Source organism: Limnohabitans sp. Rim47, from assembly GCF_001517545.1.
Classification (GTDB): domain Bacteria; phylum Pseudomonadota; class Gammaproteobacteria; order Burkholderiales; family Burkholderiaceae_C; genus Limnohabitans_A.
The window spans coordinates 424,019-443,690 of record NZ_FBYA01000001.1 but is presented as its reverse complement, the minus strand read 5'-3'; the positions used below and the strand labels follow the sequence as shown (position 1 = coordinate 443,690).

The 19,672-nt window shown below is 57.1% G+C and carries 16 protein-coding genes; 6 read left to right on the top strand and 10 right to left on the bottom strand.

Annotation, left to right across the window (positions count from 1 at the left end; all coding sequences use genetic code 11):
- The first annotated feature begins 331 nt into the window (after positions 1 to 331).
- Positions 332 to 982: a response regulator transcription factor gene (locus tag BN3544_RS01995; RefSeq protein ID WP_019429626.1), complete on the top strand. Its 651-nt coding sequence runs from the start codon at positions 332 to 334 to the stop codon at positions 980 to 982.
- A 4-nt stretch (positions 983 to 986) separates the two neighbouring features.
- On the top strand, positions 987 to 2,774 hold the full coding sequence (locus tag BN3544_RS01990) for an ATP-binding response regulator (RefSeq protein WP_019429627.1): 1,788 nt from the start codon (positions 987 to 989) through the stop codon (positions 2,772 to 2,774).
- A gap of 41 nt (positions 2,775 to 2,815) precedes the next feature.
- On the opposite strand, the gene BN3544_RS01985 is transcribed toward BN3544_RS01990, so the two are convergent.
- From BN3544_RS01985 to BN3544_RS01945, 9 genes are all read right to left on the bottom strand, one after another.
- Positions 2,816 to 3,193 carry a hypothetical protein gene (locus tag BN3544_RS01985; RefSeq protein ID WP_019429628.1) on the bottom strand — a complete coding sequence of 126 codons (378 nt, stop codon included), beginning with the start codon at positions 3,191 to 3,193 and terminating at the stop codon, positions 2,816 to 2,818.
- A gap of 153 nt (positions 3,194 to 3,346) precedes the next feature.
- Positions 3,347 to 4,333 (bottom strand): tripartite tricarboxylate transporter substrate-binding protein, encoded by a 987-nt coding sequence (locus BN3544_RS01980; RefSeq protein ID WP_019429629.1) that lies wholly within the window; start codon positions 4,331 to 4,333, stop codon positions 3,347 to 3,349.
- Between the two features lie 133 nt (positions 4,334 to 4,466).
- Positions 4,467 to 5,720 carry a phenylacetate--CoA ligase family protein gene (locus tag BN3544_RS01975; protein WP_019429630.1) on the bottom strand — a complete coding sequence of 418 codons (1,254 nt, stop codon included), beginning with the start codon at positions 5,718 to 5,720 and terminating at the stop codon, positions 4,467 to 4,469.
- A 117-nt stretch (positions 5,721 to 5,837) separates the two neighbouring features.
- Positions 5,838 to 6,647 carry an ABC transporter ATP-binding protein gene (locus BN3544_RS01970; protein ID WP_019429631.1) on the bottom strand — a complete coding sequence of 270 codons (810 nt, stop codon included), beginning with the start codon at positions 6,645 to 6,647 and terminating at the stop codon, positions 5,838 to 5,840.
- Between the two features lie 133 nt (positions 6,648 to 6,780).
- Positions 6,781 to 8,118, bottom strand: a complete 1,338-nt coding sequence (locus tag BN3544_RS01965; protein ID WP_019429632.1) for an ABC transporter substrate-binding protein — start codon at positions 8,116 to 8,118, stop codon at positions 6,781 to 6,783.
- 53 nt (positions 8,119 to 8,171) lie between these two features.
- Positions 8,172 to 9,248, bottom strand: a complete 1,077-nt coding sequence (locus BN3544_RS01960) for a branched-chain amino acid ABC transporter permease (protein ID WP_019429633.1) — start codon at positions 9,246 to 9,248, stop codon at positions 8,172 to 8,174.
- Between the two features lie 11 nt (positions 9,249 to 9,259).
- Positions 9,260 to 10,153, bottom strand: coding sequence for a branched-chain amino acid ABC transporter permease (locus BN3544_RS01955; RefSeq protein ID WP_019429634.1), 894 nt, complete (start codon positions 10,151 to 10,153; stop codon positions 9,260 to 9,262).
- A gap of 48 nt (positions 10,154 to 10,201) precedes the next feature.
- Positions 10,202 to 10,984, bottom strand: coding sequence for an ABC transporter ATP-binding protein (locus BN3544_RS01950; protein ID WP_019429635.1), 783 nt, complete (start codon positions 10,982 to 10,984; stop codon positions 10,202 to 10,204).
- The gene (locus BN3544_RS01945) at positions 10,981 to 12,927 is read right to left on the bottom strand and encodes an AMP-dependent synthetase/ligase (protein ID WP_019429636.1); all 1,947 of its coding nucleotides are present in this window, start codon (positions 12,925 to 12,927) and stop codon (positions 10,981 to 10,983) included. Before BN3544_RS01945 ends, BN3544_RS01950 begins: the two co-directional genes overlap by 4 nt.
- A 155-nt stretch (positions 12,928 to 13,082) precedes the next feature.
- On the opposite strand from BN3544_RS01945, the gene BN3544_RS01940 reads away from it, so the two are divergent.
- The 4 genes from BN3544_RS01940 (at position 13,083) to htpG (ending at position 17,930) form a co-directional block, all read left to right on the top strand.
- Positions 13,083 to 13,793 carry a Crp/Fnr family transcriptional regulator gene (locus BN3544_RS01940; RefSeq protein ID WP_019429637.1) on the top strand — a complete coding sequence of 237 codons (711 nt, stop codon included), beginning with the start codon at positions 13,083 to 13,085 and terminating at the stop codon, positions 13,791 to 13,793.
- Positions 13,794 to 13,856: 63 nt separating this feature from the next.
- Positions 13,857 to 14,765, top strand: a complete 909-nt coding sequence (locus BN3544_RS01935) for a pseudouridine synthase (protein WP_019429638.1) — start codon at positions 13,857 to 13,859, stop codon at positions 14,763 to 14,765.
- Positions 14,766 to 14,831: 66 nt separating this feature from the next.
- A complete protein-coding gene (locus BN3544_RS01930; protein WP_019429639.1) occupies positions 14,832 to 15,857 on the top strand; it encodes an ABC transporter substrate-binding protein in 1,026 nt (341 codons plus the stop codon).
- Between the two features lie 81 nt (positions 15,858 to 15,938).
- Positions 15,939 to 17,930 (top strand): molecular chaperone HtpG, encoded by a 1,992-nt coding sequence (gene htpG, locus BN3544_RS01925; RefSeq protein WP_019429640.1) that lies wholly within the window; start codon positions 15,939 to 15,941, stop codon positions 17,928 to 17,930.
- A 93-nt stretch (positions 17,931 to 18,023) separates the two neighbouring features.
- Here htpG and BN3544_RS01920 read toward each other — a convergent pair whose 3' ends face one another.
- Positions 18,024 to 19,637 carry an arylsulfatase gene (locus BN3544_RS01920; protein ID WP_019429641.1) on the bottom strand — a complete coding sequence of 538 codons (1,614 nt, stop codon included), beginning with the start codon at positions 19,635 to 19,637 and terminating at the stop codon, positions 18,024 to 18,026.
- Positions 19,638 to 19,672 lie beyond the last annotated feature (35 nt).

Genomic DNA, 19,672 nt, shown 5'->3' with positions numbered 1-19,672 from the left:
TATTTTTGGTTACCAAACAAGTACGAAACATCGTTTTTTGCTTGAAAACAACAAAACCTTGCAAACGCTTGCAATTTGAGCACCGATTTTTTGCATTTGAGCCCTCCAGCAAGGCGTCCCTTGCAAGGTCCAGACGGGGATGAAAAAAGCCCGATGGGTCACATCGGGCGTTGAAACCAGCCTGAATCTTTGGTCATAGCAGAGGCAAAACGCGCGAACTTGACCCCGCTGCGCGTTGTGGGCAGCGAAGGATTTACGCATTGATCTGACCCTCTGCCTACAACCTAAGTTCCATTGAAAATAACCCTTACAAGAGTAGTATTCAAGGCCTATGAATGCTTCAGCCACAAGTCAACATGCACTGCTCATCATTGACGATCACCCGGTGTACCGCGAAGCATTAGGCGAAGCCCTGGCCAAAGAGTTCAGCACTTTGGGTGTGGCCGTGAAAACAGCCAGCAACGCCAGCGAAGGCATGACTTTGGTAGACGAATCAAACCATTCGTGGATTGTTTTGTTGGACATGTTGATGCCGGGCCTGAGCGGATTGGCCGGCATCAAAGTGTTCAGCAGCAAACCCAACGTTGCGCACGTCGTGTCCATTTCTGGCCTAGACTCCGATGCTTGGGAACCGCGCTCCGTCTCAGCAGGCGCGGCCTTGTTTTTATCAAAAAACAACACATCAGCCGCGATTTTCAAAAGAATCAAAACGCTTTACAACGATACCCAATGGCACGAACCCCAAAGCCCATTGAACACCTCCAGTGAGTACCGGTTAACCCAGCGGCAACTGGAAGTTTTGACTTTGATTTCGATGGGGCACCCCAACAAGGTCATTGCCGATTTGCTGGAGATCAAAGAGCAAACGGTCAAAATACACATCAACCAAATTTTCAAAGAGTTGCGGGTTTTTAACCGAACCCAAGCCGTCTTGAAGGCTCAAAAACTCTTGATCCCGACCGTCACCCCTAAAGACTTATGACGGCATGAACCCTTCTGAGCATGGCCGTTTACCGATGAATGGAGGGCCTCAAGATCAGCAATTGATTGCCATTGAAAAATTGCAATACATGCTCGATTACTCCAAATCCAGCACCATAGCAACCGTATTGGCGCCATTGTTGTGCATCCCTTTGTATTTGGACGTCACAGAACCGCTTCGCTTCGGCGCCTGGTTTGCGGCCATGACCGTGGCAGTCATTACACGGTATGTGTTGCTCAGATCGATCCGCACTTTGTCTAACCCACCCCAAAACGCCAATGTACTGAACATTGCTATTGGCTTGGTCACGCTCACGTGGGGAATGGGTTGGTTTGTTTTTGTGCAGCCCGCCGACATGGTGAGCTATTTGCTGTACCAAATCATCAGCCTCACTGTGCTGTTTGTCGGGATGGTCGGCTATTGCATCAACTGGAAAACTTTTTTTGCTTTTGTCGTGCCCCTCAAGGCCCCTGAACTGATTTTTATCGCCCTGAATTTCAGCCAAATCGTTTGGCCCATTGCCATGGGCTCCATGGTCGCTTTTTATTTGGCTTTGAAGATGGCTTTTCTATTTTCAAGCTCCTGGGAAAAATCATTTGCACTGCGTATGAAAAACGACGCGCTCATTGATCAATTAACCGAAGAAAAAAACGCCTCTTTGGCCGCCAATGTCGCCAAGTCAGAGTTCATCGCTACCGCCAGTCATGACTTGCGTCAACCGATGCAGTCCATCAACATTTTTATTGAAATGATTGACGCCGCGCAGTTGAACGAAAACTACAGCGCCATATTCAACCGCATGCGAAAGAGCGTCACCGTATTGAACCGGATGTTCAACACTCTGCTGGATATCAGCAAGCTAGATTCCAGCTTTGTGGTGCGTGAACGTGAGTTCAATCTGATTGAAATCGTTCACAGCCTAGAGGACAGCTTCAGCGATCTCTGCACTGAAAAGAACATCAAGTTGTCCTTCAAGGGGAGCGCGCACCAGATCCGTGGAGATCTCCATTTGCTCGAGCAAATCTTGAGAAACTTGCTGGCCAATGCGATTCAATATACCGACCGTGGCCGCATCGAAGTGGCTTTCGGCGCCACCTCAGATTCACTGAGCTTTTCTGTTGAAGACACGGGCTGTGGCATTCCGGAAGTGGATTTGCCCTTGATTTTCAACGAGTTTTATCGCTCTGACCATTCCCGATCCCAATGTGATGGTTTAGGTCTTGGATTGGCCATCGTTCATCGCATCGTGAAGAAGATCAACGGTCAATGCAAGGTGCAATCGGAAATTGGCAAAGGCTCTGTATTCACGGTTCACACCCACTTTCCCGTCATTCCAGCCCAGAGCATCGGTCAGCTGCCTTCTCGCCTTGAACCCAACACAGCGGCAACAGCATCAAGTACCCCTACGCGCGAACAAAGGGCATCTGCCTCAAGCCGCCATTTGGGTATTCTTGAAAACGATGAAGCACTGTTACAGGCTTACCGACAGTACTTCACCCAAGCCGGCTACTGTGTTCACCTCTTGCCCTATGAACAAGAAGCGTTTCACGAGTGCCTGGCCTTGCTACCCAAACTGAACTTCATCTTGAGCGACTTCCGTCTGGGCAAAAAAGATGGGCTTTATTTCATCCAGCAATTGCGCGAAGAATTCAATCACGACATCCCTGCGTGCATCGTCACAGCAGACACATCTCCTCAACATTTGGAATTGTTCAGCCAGCACAATATCGATGTCATGTACAAACCCATTGATATACAAAGCGTTGAGAAATTCATCTCGACCCACATCTGATCCTGCGAGGGGGTGCGTGGCTTGTAGATTGGCGCAGCCCGTTAATGTTCATCACTGGCAATTTCGGCCATGGCAATGCAGACCCTGCTGACCATCACTTTGGGTACGGTTTTTGTTTTGACCGTACCCGCCCCAACAGGGCCTTGGTAGTCATAAAAGGACTTCCACATCCCACCCACCTGTTTCTCATAGGAAACCAGGCGAAAAGCCTCCCCATTACGGCATAGCCCCGTCATGGTAATGGCCGCATCTGACTGGGTGGCCACCTTCTCGGCAGAATCCCCATTTTGTGAAGCAGCGTAGGACGTGCCAGCCATCACCAAGAACAGGGCGGTTATCCCATAGCAAGCGGTGTAACGGATATAAATGTTGCGCATGGTGTTGGTCGTGCTGGCCTGCGTGATGTTGAATCTGAACAAGTGCGTTCATCCTAGGGTTGCACACCCGCCTGTTCAATAACAAATTAGACCTAGAACAAAAGACCAGACGTTGCAAACTCGACAAATGCGCGGCGTTACAGCCAAAGAAAAAGCCGCTTTAAAAAGCGGCTTTTTCGTGGGGCAGGCTGATGATCAGTCAGCGTACTTGCCTGCTGCATCCACAGCAGCCTTGATCTTGATCATCTCGGCGGCCACAAACTTCTTGTGTTCAGCCGGATCGGTGCGGTTGTCCGTCACCACCAAAGCACCCAAGCCTTCGTTCTTTTTGATGAACTCGGGATCTTTCAAGGCTTTCTTCAAGGCATCGTTGAGTGTCTTGGTGATCGCAGCCGGGGTGCCTTTGGGGGCATACAAACCGTGCCAGATGGTCAGGTTGAAGCCCTTCAAACCCATCTCTTGCAAGCTGGGGTAGTGCTTGAGCACAGGGTGACCGGCCAAGGGCTTGGCCGTGGTCACAGCAAACGCCTTGACACGACCGCTTTCGATCTGGGATGTGGTGTTGGTGGTTTGGTCACACATCACGTCGACCTGGCCCCCCATCAAGGCAGTCATGGCGGGACCTGTACCGCCAAACGGGATGGTGGTCATGGCGTCTTTGGTCTGCAAGTTGGTCTGCCACAGCAAGCCACAGATGTGCGACGCAGAACCCAAGCCGGCGTGGGCAATGTTCAACTTGCCCGCGTTGGTACGGATGTAGTTTTCAAAATCCCGGTAGGTGTTGGCGGGCAACTGGGGCTTGCCGATCAAGGTCATGGGCACATCATTGACCATGCCCAAATACTCAAAATCTTCCAGCGGCTTGTATGACAGTTTGCGGTAAAGGGCTGGCGTTGCAGCCATGCCGATGTGAAACAACAGCAACGAGTGGCCATCAGGGGTGGCTTTGGCCACTTTGTTGGCACCGATCGTGCCACCCGCACCCGCGGCGTTTTCGACCACAAAATTGCTGCCAGGAATGTGCTTGCGCATGGCTTCTGCCAAATCACGGGCGACACGGTCAGTCGGCCCGCCGGCAGCAAAGGGCACGACGATGGAAATCGGTTTGTTACCAGGAAAAGTCTGGGCCTGAGCACCCACCGAAACAGCGGCCAATGCGGCCAAGGCAAACAGTTTTATCATTTCAAGACCCTAAAAATAGCACTTAGTCTAGAACCAAAGTTAAGGCTTGTCATGGCGGAAAATACTTAGACGATTTCCCTAATTTCTCCATCCGAAACAAAGTCATGGACCAGCCTGAAGGCCCAGTCAACCTTTATTCGTAACTGCGGGCGTCCTCGATCACCTTGCCGTCATTGGCCAAACTGCCGAGCACCACCAAGTGCACCTCACCACGCAACTTGGTGACATCGCGCACAGCATCAGACAAACGCGACTTCAGGCCCGCGTCCGTCAAGGCGGTGGTTTCGACGTGTAACGCCATCTGGTCGTTGGCCATCTCTCCGGTCACGACCAAACGCGCTTTGGTCACTTCAGGAAACCGTTTGACGATCTCGGCCACCTGACCGGGGTGCACAAACATGCCCCGGATTTTGGTGGTCTGATCGGCCCGGCCCATCCAGCCTTTGATGCGCTGACCGGTGCGGCCGGTCGGGCAGGTGCCCGGCAAAATGGCCGAGAGGTCGCCTGTGCCAAAGCGAATCAGCGGGTAGTCGGGGTTGAGCGTGGTGATCACCAGCTCGCCCACCTCGCCTTCGGGCACCGGGTCGCCGGTGCCGGGGCGCACGATCTCGACGATCACCCCTTCGTCCAACACCAAGCCTTGACGCGAGGCGGTCTCATAAGCGATCAAGCCCACATCGGCAGTGGCGTAGCACTGGTAGGCATCGACGCCGTGCGCCGTCATCCAATCGCGCAAACTGGGCGGAAAGGCCTCACCCGAGACCAGCGCCTTGCGCAAGCTGGGCAGGGCCACGCCCATCTCGGCGGCTTTTTCAATGATGATTTTCAAGAAACTGGGCGTGCCGATGTAGCCCGCAGGCTGCAACTCGGCCATCGCGCCCACTTGCTGTTCGGTCTGCCCAATGCCCCCCGGAAACACGGTGCAACCGAGCGCATGGGCCCCGGTTTCCATCATGGAGCCTGCGGGCGTGAAGTGGTAGCTGAAGCAGTTGTGAATCAATTCGCCCGGGCGAAAGCCGGCAGCAAACATCGTGCGCGCCATGCGCCAGTAATCCGGGCGGGTGCCTTCGGGCTCGTAAATGGTGCCGGGGCTGGCAAACACGCGGGGCATGGTTTTGCCAAAGCCCAGGGTACTGAATCCCCCAAACACATTGCCACTGGCCGCACGCGAAGCCTTTTGGCGCTCCAGCAACTCGTATTTGCGAATCACCGGCAACTTGGCCAGCGCGGCGCGGCTGTTGACGCTGGCCGCATCCACGCCTTGCAGCAATTCGGCAAAGGCGGGCGCATGGGCTTTGGCGTGCGCCACCTGCGCGGGCAAAGCGGCCATCAAAGCGGCTTCACGGACTTCGGGGGCACGTGTTTCAAGGGCGTCGTAGTGCTTCATGGGTGATGGACTGATCGAGGAGAACGCGCGCCCCTGCGCACGAAAAACGGAGGTGAGGATGACTCATTCGCGTGCAGGGGCATGCGCTCACCCAAATCAAGTTTGGCTTGCGGGCCTTCAAGCCAACCAGCGCTTGCGGCGCTTGTAGCTTTTCACGTCCTTGAAGCTCTTGCGCTCACCACCGCCCATGCCCAGATAAAACTCTTTGACGTCTTCGTTGGTGCGCAGGTCTTCAGCGGCACCGTCCATCACGATGCGGCCCGACTCCATGATGTAGCCGTAGTCGGCGTACTTCAGGGCCATGTTGGTGTTTTGCTCGGCGATCAAGAAGGTGACTTTTTCCTTCTCGTTCAAATCCTTGACGATGTTGAACACCTCTTCGACGATCTGCGGGGCCAGGCCCATCGAGGGCTCGTCCAGCAAGACCATATTGGGGTTGGTCATCAGGGCGCGGCCAATCGCGCACATCTGCTGCTCACCGCCCGAGGTGTAGGCCGCCTGCGAGGTGCGGCGCGTTTTCAGGCGCGGAAAATAGGTGTAGACCTTGTCCAAATTGGCCGCCACCTCGCCCTTGTCGGTGCGGGTGTAGCTGCCGGTCATCAGATTTTCTTCGATGGTCAGGTGGGCAAAGCAGTGCCGCCCTTCCATGACCTGCACCACCCCCCGGCTGACCAAGTCGGCAGGCGAGAGTTTTTCGATGCGTTCACCGCGCAGCTCGATGCTGCCCTTGGTGACCTCGCCGCGCTCGCCTTGCAGCAAGTTGGAGATGGCCCGCAGCGTGGTGGTTTTGCCCGCGCCGTTGCCACCCAGCAAAGCCACGATGCCTTGCTCGGGCACCTGCAGGGAAACCCCTTTGAGCACCAAGATGACGTGGTTGTAAATGACCTCGATGCCGTTGACGTTCAGAACAATGTTTTTGTCGCTCATGGACTTTGCCTTTTTTAACTCTGGGTTCAAGCCAAACCAAACCGCTGCACGCAAGGGTTTGGTTTGGCGGCTGCAGACGGGCCGTGCCCGTTGCAGCGACAGCCCACCGCTTGCGCGGCGGGCTTGGCAACGATCAGGACTGGCAATCCGCAGGGGTGCGGCGTGTCAGTTTCTTTTCGGCGGCGTAACGGTCGGCAGCGGCTTTCACCATGGGCTTGATGATCTGCTCGTCGGCCTGGTACCAGTCGCTGGAGAACTCCCACTTGCTGCCGTTCCATGTGTGGATACGTGCCCAGTTGGCACCCATGTGGTCAGCACACGAAGTGGACACGGGACGCAACACACCCTTGAAGCCCAGTGCATCGAGCTTGGGCTGAGTCAGGTTCAGGTTTTCATAGCCCCAGCGCGCTTGCTCGCCGGTCATGACTTTGCCCTTGCCGTATTTTTCTTGCGCTTGGCGCACGCCTTCAACGGCAAACATGGCGCTGAACAAGCCGCGCATGTACAGCACTTCGCCCACTTCGTCCTTAGGACCGGTGCCTTGGCCTTTGGCGTGCAACTTGTCCAACACTTCTTTCACGACAGCGGAACCTTTTTCGACACCATGCTGCATGGTGATGGCGTTGTAGCCTTTGGCGCCCATGCCCACGTCTTTCACGTCAGGCTCGGCACCGGCCCACCACACGCCATAAATGTTCTCGCGGGGATAGCCTGTGGCTTGCGCCTCTTTGAGCAAGGTGGAGTTCATCACGCCCCAGCCCCAGTTGACCACGTAGTCAGGGCGGTCACGGCGAATTTGCAGCCAAGTGGACTTTTGCTCCACACCAGGGTGCGTCACAGGCAGCAGGCTCAACTTGAAACCGTGCATGGCCGCACGCTCTTGCAAAATGGGAATGGCTTCTTTGCCAAATGGGCTGTCGTGGTAGACCAGTGCAATGTGCTTGCCTTTGAGTTTGTCAGCACCGCCGAGCTTTTTGGCGATGTCCTGGATGATGACGTCACCGGCCACCCAATAAGTACCGGCCAAGGGGAAGTTCCACTTGAACACGCCGCCGTCAGCCGATTCGCTGCGGCCATAGCCTGCGGTGATCAATGGAATTTTGTCGCCGGGTGCTTTTTCGGTCAGCGCAAAAGTGATGCCCGTCGACAGCGGCTGGAACACGGTCGCGCCGCCGTTCTTGCCCTTCAGGCGCTCGTAGCACTCCACGCCGCGATCGGTGGCGTAGCCGGTTTCGCACTCTTCAAAGCTGAGCTTGACGCCGTTGACACCGCCACGCGCATTGACCAGCTTGAGGTAGTCGACATAGCCGTTGGCAAAGGGCACGCCATTGGGGGCGTAAGCGCCTGTGCGGTACACCAGAACAGGGAAAAACTGTTCTTTGGTTTGAGCCGTGGCGATGGTGCTGACCAAGGCGCTGGCAAGGCCGGCAGCAACCACTGTCGTGGCGAGTGCAAGTTGACGAAGTTTCATGGTTTGTCTCCTGTTAAAAATAATTGAAAGCACTTGGGAAAATCGTTTTGACATCAATGCGGGAAGGGCCACAGACGCAGCTTTTGCTTGGCCACCGACCAGAGCTTGGCCAGGCCATGCGGCTCCACGATCAGGAACCACACAATCAAGGCGCCAAAGATCATGAACTCGGTGTGCGAGACCGTCGCAGTCGAAATATGGACACCGGCCAGATCACCCGCCCAAGGCAGGAACTGGTTCAGAAAAATGGGCAAGATCACGATGAAGGCAGCACCAAAAAAGCTGCCCATGATGGAGCCCATGCCACCAATGATGACCATGAACAGCAGCTGGAACGAGCGGTCGATCGAAAATGCCGCGGGCTCCCACGAACCGAGGTGCACAAAGCCCCACAGGCCACCTGCCACGCCCACAATGAAAGAGCTGACCGCAAAAGCACTGAGCTTGGCGTACATCGGTCGAATGCCGATCACGGCTGCGGCCACGTCCATGTCGCGAATGGCCATCCACTCACGGCCAACGGCCGAGCGCACGAGGTTTTTAGCCAACAAGCCAAACACCAGCAGAAATGCCAAACAGAAGAGGTATTTTTGCAGCGGCGTGTCGATGGACCAGCCAAAGACATTCAAGTTGGACACCGAGACCGAGCCCGAGGCGTTGTTGTTGGTAAACCAGCCGATGCGCAGAAAAGCCCAGTCGCAAAAGAACTGCGCCGCCAAAGTGGCCACCGCCAGATACAGGCCTTTGACCCGCAAACTTGGAATACCGAAAAACACCCCCACCAGGGTCGCAAAAAAGCCCCCCGCCAGCAGTGCCACGATCAAGGGCATGCCCTCGATGCGGATGTAAGTGTTGTAGGCCATGTAAGCCCCCACCGCCATGAACGCGCCCGAACCCAGTGAAATCTGGCCGCAATAACCCACCAGAATATTCACACCCAAAGCTGCGAGGGCCAATATCAGGAACGGAATCAAGATGGCGCGGAACATGTATTCATCGGCCAGCAGGGGCACACCGATGGCGGCGAAGGCGATGAGTGCAAGGATGGCCCAGCGGTCTTGCGCAATAGCGAAGATTTGCTGGTCACTGCGGTAAGAGGTCTTGAATTGACCGTTTTCTCTGTAAAACATGTTTTATCTCCTTACACGCGGTCGATGATTTTTTCGCCGAACAGACCCTGTGGCCTGAACAACAGGAACACCAGCGCCAGCACGTAAGCAAACCAGATTTCGATGCCGCCGCCCACATAAGGGCCCAGATACACCTCGGACAACTTCTCACCCACACCGATGATCAGGCCGCCGATGATGGCACCGGGCACCGAGGTCAGTCCGCCCAAAATAATCACAGGCAAAGCCCGCAAAGCCACTGTGGTCAGCGAAAACTGCACACCCATCTTGGAGCCCCAAATGATGCCGGCCACCAAGGCTGTGATGCCCGCCACAAACCAGACGATCACCCAAATGCGGTTGAGCGGAATGCCAATCGACTGGGCGGCCTGATGGTCATCGGCCACCGCACGCAAGGCCCGACCGGTGCTGGTTTTCTGGAAAAACAGCGACAGCACCACCACCAGCAAGGCCGCAATGCACGCGGCATACACGTCTTCCAGATTGACCAAAACACCACCAGGAAAAATCGAGTCAAGCAAAAACACCGGATCCTTGGGCATGCCCACATCGATTTTGTAAATGTCGCTGCCAAAAATGGTCTGGCCCAAACCATCCAAAAAGTAAGTGATGCCCAGCGTGGCCATCAGCAAGGTCACGCCCTCTTGGTTGACCAAGTGGCGCAACACCAAGCGCTCGATCAGCCAGGCCAGCACAAACATGACGCTGGCCGACAGCGCAAAGGCCAACAGGTTGCCCAAAAACTTGTCCTCCAGACCCAACCAGCCAGGAATCCATTCTGAAAAACGCGCCATGGCCAGAGCGGCAAACAGCACCATCGCGCCTTGCGCAAAGTTGAACACGCCAGAGGCTTTGTAAATCAGCACAAAGCCCAGCGCCACCAGCGCGTAAAGCATGCCGGCCATCAGTCCACCCAAAAGAGCTTCCAGGAAAAATGCCGTGTCTTTTTCTCCTTAGTGACTGGTGCCCAGATAGGCACTGATCACTTCTTCGTTGTTGCGCACTTCTTCGGGAGTCCCGTCGCCGATTTTTTTGCCGTAGTCCAGCACCACCACACGGTCCGAGATGTCCATCACCACGCCCATGTCGTGCTCGATCAACACGATGGTCGAGCCAAATTCGTCGTTCACATCCAGAATGAAGCGGCACATGTCCTGCTTTTCTTCCATGTTCATGCCGGCCATGGGCTCGTCGAGCAGCAGCACTTGCGGCTCCATGGCCAAAGCGCGGCCCAAGTCCACGCGTTTTTGCAAGCCATAAGGCAGCTGGCCCACGGGCGTTTTGCGAAAGGCCTGGATCTCCAGAAAGTCGATGATGTGCTCGACGAACTCGCGATGCTCTTCTTCCTCGCGTTGGGCCGGGCCAAGGCGCAAAGCCTGCATGAACAAATTGCTTTTAATGCGCAGGTTGCGACCGGTCATGATGTTGTCGATCACGCTCATGCCCTTGAACAAGGCCAAGTTTTGGAATGTGCGGGCAATGCCCATCTCGGCCACTTGGCGGCTGTTCATGTGGTCAAACTTTTGGCCACGGAAAGTGATGCTGCCTTCTTGCGGCTGGTACACCCCGTTGATGCAGTTGAGCATCGAGCTTTTGCCTGCCCCGTTGGGGCCAATGATGGCGCGGACCTCGTGTTCGCGCACGTTGAACGAAATGTCGGTCAGCGCTTTCACGCCACCAAACCGCAAACTGATGTTGCTGACGTCCAAAATGACGTCGCCGATTTTTTTGGTCATGCTGCTGCCTTCACGGGTGTGAATGTTTTGGCGTCGGAAATTTTGAGCGTGGCGCTCACGCTGCCGGTGCGGCCGTCTTCGAACTTGACCACCGTCTCGATGTACTGCTCGGTTCGGCCTTCGTAGAGGCCATCGACCAACGGTTTGTATTTGTCGGCGATGAAGCCACGGCGGACTTTGTTGGTGCGGGTCAACTCACCATCGTCGGCGTCCAGCTCTTTGTGCAGGATCAGGAAACGGGACACTTGGCTGCCGGCCAACATGCTGTCTTCGGCCAGATCGGCATTGACTTTTTCAACGCACTCTTTGACGAGCTGGTACACCTCGGGCTTTTGCGCCAGGTCGGTGTAGCCGGCATAGGGCAAGTTGCGGCGCTCTGCCCAGTTGCCCACGGCGTCAAAGTCGATGTTGATCATCACGCACACTTTTTCGCGCTGGTCGCCATAGGCCACCACCTCTTTGATGTGCGGGAAAAACTTCAGCTTGTTCTCGACATATTTAGGCGCAAACATCGCGCCATCGTTGGCACCGCCCAGAATACGGCCCACGTCTTTCACACGGTCAATGATCTTGAGGTGGCCATGGCTGTCAATGAAGCCCGCATCGCTGGTGTGGTACCAACCATCGGCCGTCAGCACCTCGGCTGTGGCCGCCGGGTTCTTGTAGTACTCCTTGAGCAAACCGGGCGATTTGACCAAGATCTCGCCGTTGTCGGCCACCTTGATTTCCACACCCTTGCAAGGCACACCCACGGTGTCGGCACGTGCTTCGTTGTCGGGCTGCAAACAAACAAAGACCGCCGTCTCGGTGGAACCGTAGAGCTGCTTGATGTTCACGCCAATGGATCGGAAGAAGGTGAACAAGTCAGGGCCAATGGCCTCGCCCGCGGTGTAGGCCACACGCACACGGCTAAAGCCCATGTTGTTGCGCAAGGGGCCATACACCATGAGGTTGCCCAGGCCATACACCAATCGGTCGAGCAAGCCGACCGATTGGCCATCCATCAAAGCCGGGCCGACTTTTTTGGCCACGCCCATGAAATAGTGGAACAGCTTGCGCTTGAAACTGCCCGCGTCTTCCATGCGGATCATCACGCTGGTCAGCATGCCCTCGAACACGCGGGGCGGCGCGAAGTAATACGTCGGGCCAATCTCTTTCAAATCGATGGTCACCGTGGCCGCCGACTCGGGGCAATTGACCACATAGCCACACACCAACCATTGGGCGTAGCTGAAGATGTTTTGCCCCACCCAAGCAGGCGGCATATAGGCCAGCACATCTTCGGCGCTGGTCAGTTTGTCAAACTCGGCACCCGCATCGGCGCGGTCGATCAAGGTGCTGTGGGTGTGCACCACGCCCTTGGGGTTGCCCGTGGTGCCCGAGGTGAAGAACATCGCCGCCACGTCGCCATGCTGGACTTGATCGACTTCATCGGCAAAAAACTGTGGATGTTGCGTGGCAAACACAGCGCCCGCCGCGATCAGCTCTTCGAGCGAGCCCAAGCCCTCTTCGGTGTACTTGCGCAGGCCCCGTGGGTCGTCGTAATAAATATGGCTCAGCTGCGGGCACTGCTCGCGCACTTCCAGCATCTTGTCAACCTGCTCTTGGTCTTCCACCACGGCAAAGCGCACTTCGGCGTTGGTGATGGGAAAGACGCATTCGGCCGCCGCGGCATCTTGGTACAAGGGCACTGGGATCGCACCCAAAGACTGGGCCGCCAACATGGTGGCGTACAGCCGTGGCCGATTAGAGCCCACCACGATCAGGTGCTCACCCCGTCGCAAGCCCGCCTGGTGCAAGCCACAAGCGACGGACTGAACCAAACGGGCCAGATCAGACCAAGTGGTGGTCTGCCAAATGCCATATTCTTTCTCTCGCAATGCGGGCGCGGTGGGGCGCTCGGCAGCGTGCGTGAGCATCAAACGGGGAAACGTTGTTTGCATGACCTGACCTGTCTCCAAAACGGTGCATTGAATGCAATGCGACTGAACTTGTGCAGATCGTAGGGAGTCATTTGACGTTGAGTTGTCATTTGGACGACAATTCAGGGAAGACCCCTAGCGCGACTGACCGCAGCCTGACAAGCCCCAAACACCCTATGCCCAAAGAAATCAGCGTACACCAACGCCGCCGCGCCCCCACCGGGGCCGAGCTGCAAGAGATTCCGTGGTTGGGCTTGTTGAGCGATTCAGAGCGTCAGCAAATCGTGCCGCAACTGGTGGTGAGTGACCCCCAAACAGGCGACTACGTTTGCCGCGTCGGACGGCCCGTGACCTATTGGTTTGGCGTGATCTCGGGCTTGCTCAAAATGAGCAGCGACAACGAAAGCGGTCAGACCATGACCTTCACCGGCGTGCCGCCCGGCGGCTGGTTTGGCGAAGGCACTGCGCTCAAACGCGAAATCTACCGCTACAACATCCAGGCCCTCAGGCCCAGCGTGGTGGCGGGCATGCCGCTGGACACCTTTCATTGGCTCATTGACCACTCGCTGGGCTTCAACCGATTCATCATGCAGCAGCTCAACGAGCGGCTGGGCCAGTTCATCGCGGCGCGAGAGATGGACCGCATGACCAACCCCGAACTGCGCCTGGCCAGGCACCTGGCCGCGCTGTTCAACCCGGTGCTGTTTTCGGGTGTGGGCGAAGTGCTGCGCATCACCCAGCAAGAGCTGGCGTATCTGGTGGGGCTGTCACGCCAACGGGTGAACGAGGCGCTCAAAGTACTGCAAGCGCAACAACTGATTCGCATCGAATACGGCGGCCTGCGCATCCTGGATATGCAGGGCCTGCGCACCGTGCAATTCAAGTGAAATGACGCGCCAAGACACAAAAACAGCGGACAATCGGGCAACTTCTTTTCACCCCCTGACCCCATGACCCAGCCCCCGGCTTTCAAACGTGCCCCTCGACCCGAAGGCAAAGGCGATGCTGCCGCAGCCAGCGGCACCTCGCGCCTGAACAAACGCATGGCCGAGTTGCGCATGTGCTCACGCCGCGAGGCCGACGCCTGGATCGAACAAGGCTGGGTTTTGGTCAACGGCCTGCCCGCCAGCATGGGCCAACAAGTCACGCTGTCTGACCGCATCACCATCGACAAAGCCGCCGAACAACAACAAGACCGGCAAGTGACCATCTTGCTGCACAAGCCCATGGGCTATGTCAGTGGCCAGGCCGAAGACGGGCACGAGCCCGCCATCACCCTCATCAACCCGCGCAGCCACTGGATGGGCGACCCTTCCAAGCTGCGCTTCACGCCACCGCACCTGCGCGGCCTGGCCCCGGCGGGTCGGCTCGACATCGATTCCACAGGTCTGTTGGTGCTGACGCAAGACGGCCGCGTGGCGCGTCAGCTGATCGGCGAAGACTCGGAGATGGAAAAAGAATACCTGGTGCGCGTGGCCTACACCGGCCACGAAAACACCGCCGCCGCCTCTGCCGCATCGGCCACCTATGGCGGCAAAGCCAACCAGCTCACTGTGATTGGCGACTTTGACCGCGTCAGTGCCAACGTGCAAGCCGTGTTCCCGGCCGCCCAACTGGCGCGCCTGCGCCATGGCCTGAGCCTGGACGGCAAACCGCTCAAGCCCGCCAAGGTGGAGTGGCAAAACCCTGAGCAGCTGCGCTTTGTGTTGACCGAAGGCAAAAAACGCCAAATTCGCCGCATGTGCGAGCAGGTTGGCCTGAAGGTGGTCGGCCTCAAACGCATCCGCATGGGCGGCGTGCAACTCGGGCAAATGCCTGCGGGGCAATGGCGCTACCTGGGGCCTCACGAATCGTTTTGACAGCGACCGCTGCATGTCGGGGCTGAAACCTCCGACAAGCTCACCCATCAACTCTGGAGACGCCAAATGCCCCTGAAGTTCACAGTCACTTTTGTCATGGCAGCCGCTTTGTCTGCAGGTGCCGCATCGGCCCAAACTGGCAGCCTCAACGCGATTTGCAGCACCGACCAAAGCTGGTGCGAAATGGCTGCCAAAGAGTTCACCAAGGCAACTGGCATCACCGTCAACCAAACCCGCAAAGCGACTGGTGAAGCCTTGGCCCAATTGCGTGCCGAAGCGGCCAACCCCAAGACCGATATCTGGTGGGGAGGCACAGGTGACCCGTTTTTGCAGGCCGCAGAAATCGGCCTGCTGACCCCTTACCGACCCGACTACCTGAACGACCTGCACAGCTGGAGCGTGCGCCAATACGCCATGACACAAAACATGGTGGGCGGTTTTTACACCAGTGCCATTGGCTTTGGCTGGAACACCGATCTGCTTAAGAAAAAGAAATTGCCCGAGCCCAAGTGCTGGTCGGATGTGGTCAAGCCCATCTATAAAGGCGAAGTCGAGATTTCGCACCCCGCATCCAGCGGCACGGCATACACCATCTTGGCCGGGCTGGTGCAGTTGATGGGCGAAGACGAGGCCTTTGACTACATGAAAGCCCTGCACAAAAACGTGACCCAATACACCCGCAGCGGTACAGCGCAAGCGCCCAACGTCGCCAAGGGCGAGGTGGCGGTAGGCATCAGCTTCATCTTTGGTTTTGACGGCTGGCGACACAACAAATACCCGGTGGCCACCGCAGCACCCTGTGAAGGCACCAGCTATGAAATCGGTGGCATTGCGCTGGTCAAAGGCGCACGCAACACGGCCAACGCCAAGCGCTATTACGACTGGCTCATGAGCCCTGCAGGCCAAAGCATTGGTGCCAAAGCCGACAGCCTGCAGAGCCCGGCCAACAAGACCTTCAAGCCCGATCCACGCATCCCGTCTATGGACAATGTGCGCCTGATCAAATATGACTTTGAAAAGTACGGCAAATCCGCCGAGCGCCGGCGCTTGCTGGAGCGTTGGAACAAAGAAGTCAGCAGCTTGTCTAAATAACCCACTCTTGAAATTCCGCCTCAACGCCCCAAACTGTGGGGCGTTGTTGTTTTTTGATCTTTTTTTACCCCTCGAATCGATATGAGCAAGCAAACCCATGCCTTTCAGGCCGAAGTCGCACAACTGCTGCACCTGGTCACCCACTCGCTGTATTCCAACCAAGAGATTTTCTTGCGCGAGCTGATCTCCAATGCCTCGGACGCCTGCGACAAGCTGCGCTTTGAAGCGCTCAACAACACCGCCCTCTACGAAGACGCGCCTGAATTGCAAGTGCGTTTGTCGTTCGACAAAACAGCCAAGACGCTGACCATCTCCGACAACGGCATCGGCATGACGGCGCAAGAAGCGATTGACCACTTGGGCACGATCGCCAAGAGCGGCACCAAAGACTTCATGAACAAGTTGAGCGGCGACCAGAAATCGGATGCCCAGCTGATCGGCCAGTTCGGCGTGGGCTTTTATTCCGGCTTCATCGTGGCCGAAAAAATCACGGTCGAAACCCGCCGCGCAGGCGCACCAGCCGCCGAAGGCGTGCGCTGGATCAGCGGTGGCACGGGCGACTTTGAAGTTGAGACCATCCACCGCACCGAACGCGGCACCAGCGTGATCCTGCACTTGCGCGAAGAAGCGCTGGATTACGCCAACAGCTGGAAATTGAAAGAAATTGTCGGCAAATACTCCGACCACATCAGCCTGCCCATCCTGATGGAAAAGGAAGAGTGGAAAGACGGCGAGCTGATCGACCCGAACAACGAAGAAGGTGGTCGCCAGCCCGGCGCCATGGTCAAGACCGGCGAGTGGGAAACCATCAACAAGGCCAGCGCCCTGTGGACCCGACCCAAGAAAGACATCACCGACGAGCAATACGCCGACTTCTACAAACAAATCAGCCGCGACTTTGAAGCCCCACTGACCTGGACGCACAACCGCGTCGAAGGCAGCACCGAATACACCCAGCTGCTCTACATCCCCAGCAAAGCCCCGCAAGACCTGTGGAACCGCGACAAAAAAGCCGGCATCAAGCTGTACGTCAAGCGCGTCTTCATCATGGACGAAGCCGAAGCGCTGATGCCCAGCTACCTGCGCTTTGTGAAGGGTGTGGTGGACTCGGCCGATTTGCCGCTGAACGTGAGCCGCGAGCTGCTGCAAGAAAGCCGCGACGTCAAAGCCATCCGCGAAGGCTGCACCAAGCGCGTGCTGTCGATGCTCGAAGACCTGGCCAAACACGACAAAGCGCCTGAAGCCAGCGAAGGGGCTAGCGCCGCGACGACCGAAGGGGTCTCTGATGTCTTGAGCGAGGAAGACAAAGCCAAACTCGGCCAGTATTCCAAGTTCTACGCCGAGTTCGGCGCGGTGCTGAAAGAAGGCCTGGGCGAAGACTTTGGCAACCAAGGTCGTTTGTCGAAACTGCTGCGCTTTGCCTCGTCCACCAGCGACACCGTGAGCGTGAGCTTTGCCGACTACAAAGCCCGCATGAAAGAAGGCCAAGACGCGATCTACTACATCACCGCAGACACTCTGGCCGCCGCTAAAAACAGCCCACAGCTCGAAGTCTTCAAGAAAAAAGGCATCGAGGTTTTGCTGATGACCGACCGCGTGGACGAGTGGGCACTGAACTTTGTGCACGAGTTCGACGGCACCCCGCTGCAAAGCGTGGCCAAAGGCGCGTTTGACCTGGGCAAACTGCAAGACGAAGAAGAAAAGAAAGCCGCCGAAGATGCCGCCGAAACCTTCAAGCCCGTGCTGGCCAAACTGAAAGAGGCGCTCAAAGACAAAGCCGAAGACGTGCGTGTGACCAGCCGCCTGGTGGACAGCCCCGCCTGCCTGGTGGTGACCGATGACGGCATGAGCATGCAACTGGCCCGCATGCTCAAGCAAGCCGGGCAGCAAGCCCCTGAAGTCAAGCCCGTGCTCGAAGTCAACCCCGAACACGCGCTGGTCAAGAAGCTCGACGGCTCGGTCCACTTCCACGACCTGGCCCACATCCTGTTTGACCAGGCCCTGCTGGCCGAGGGGGGCTTGCCGGCCGACCCTGCGGCCTATGTGAAACGGGTCAATGCGTTGCTGAGCTGATCACGCTCCGCCCCAGTCAAAAGCCCCGCCGGACTTGCGTCTGGCGGGGCTTTTTCATGCGCGACGCTCACAAAAGGCGCTGGCTTCTTGGCTTCAACCCGCGGCTTCTGAGGCCTGCTTGCCATCGGCGCGGTAGCCTTCCAACACATCATCCCAGGGCACCACACCGACTCGGCGGGCCCAAGCCGCCCATTGCACGGCCATGTCCAAAACCATGTCCGGTCTGAGCGTTGCCAAATCTTGGGTTTCAGCACGATCGGTCTGCATGTCGTAAAGCTCCCAGGGCTTGGGGTACTCACGCACCAGTTTCCATCGGCCCAGCCGAATGGCCGCATTACCTGTGTGTTCCCAAAACAGTGGATGATCCGTTGGCTGGCCGCCACGCAACGCAGATAAAAGACTGTTGCCCTCACAGGGCGGAATGTCGCACCCCCTGTAGCGCTCAGGGTATGAGGACTGCGTTGCCTCCAGGATGGTGGGCAACACATCCGTGAGTTGGGATGGCGTCCGGACAATGGCACCATTGTCCAAACCCCCGGCGGGCCAATGCACGATCAATGGCGTGGAAATACCGCCCTCGTGCGTCCAACGCTTGTAGAGCCGAAAAGGGGTATTCGACAAATTGGCCCAGGCACGGCCATAGCTCGCGTAAGTGTCTTCCGGCCCCGGAACGATGGCAGGTTCATTGCCCACTTGCAAATCGCAGCCGTTGCGTGGCTTCAAGCGTTTCAGATCGGGCCGACGCTGAATGAATGCTTCGGCGCTGCCGTCCAGGGGCAGCACTTCGGCACAGGCGCCGTTGTCCGACAAGAAAAATACGAGTGTGTTTTCAAGCTGTCCTGTTTGCTCGAGCGTGTCAAGGATGTCGCCAATACCCTGATCCATTCGGTGCACTTGGGCTGCATAAACCTCCATGCGGCGGGCTTCCCAAGCTTTGTGCTCAGCTTGCTCCCACGCGGGCTCTTCAGGGTCGCGTTCGCAATCGTGGACGGCATCCGCCAGCAAACCAGATTCGCGCAGACGCTGCATCCGTCGCTCACGCAGCACATCCCAGCCCTCGTCGTAGCGGCCACGGTATTTGGCGATGTCCTCTTCTCTCGCCTGGAGTGGCCAGTGGGGCGCGGTGTACGCCACGTACATGAAAAATGGCTTGTTGGCCTGCGACTGCTCCCGCACAAAAGCGCAGGCTTCCTGCGCGATCGCATCAGTGTAGTAGTAGTTTTCCTGGGCCTGAGCTTCGGCTTCTGCGTTGCTTTCTCCGCGGGTCAGCGAAGCCGGTTGGTAGTAGGAACAAGACCCTGCGAGCGTGCCGTAAAAGTGCTCAAACCCCCTCCGCGTGGGCCAAGCGTCGTTGACTTGCCGAATGTTCGAGGCCAAGTGCCACTTGCCCACCAAGGATGTCGCGTAGCCTGCCCCAGACAAGATTTCGGCCACGGTGACGCAGCCGTCGTTGAGGGCGCCCGGGTAACCATGCGGGCGGTCGTCCTTGGTGAGGATACCAATCCCTGTCTGGTGCGGGTGCAGGCCAGTCAGCATCGATGCCCGAGATGGGCTGCAGCGGGCTGTGTTGTAAAACTGGGAGAAGCGAACACCTCCAGCGGCCAGCCGGTCGATGTTCGGGGTGTCAATCTCGCTGCCGTAACACCCGATGTCGGAGAAGCCCATGTCATCGGCCAGAATCAGGACGACGTTGGGTTTGCTCGCCATAGGTCTTGAATGAAATGGGTCATGCGGCTTGGTCA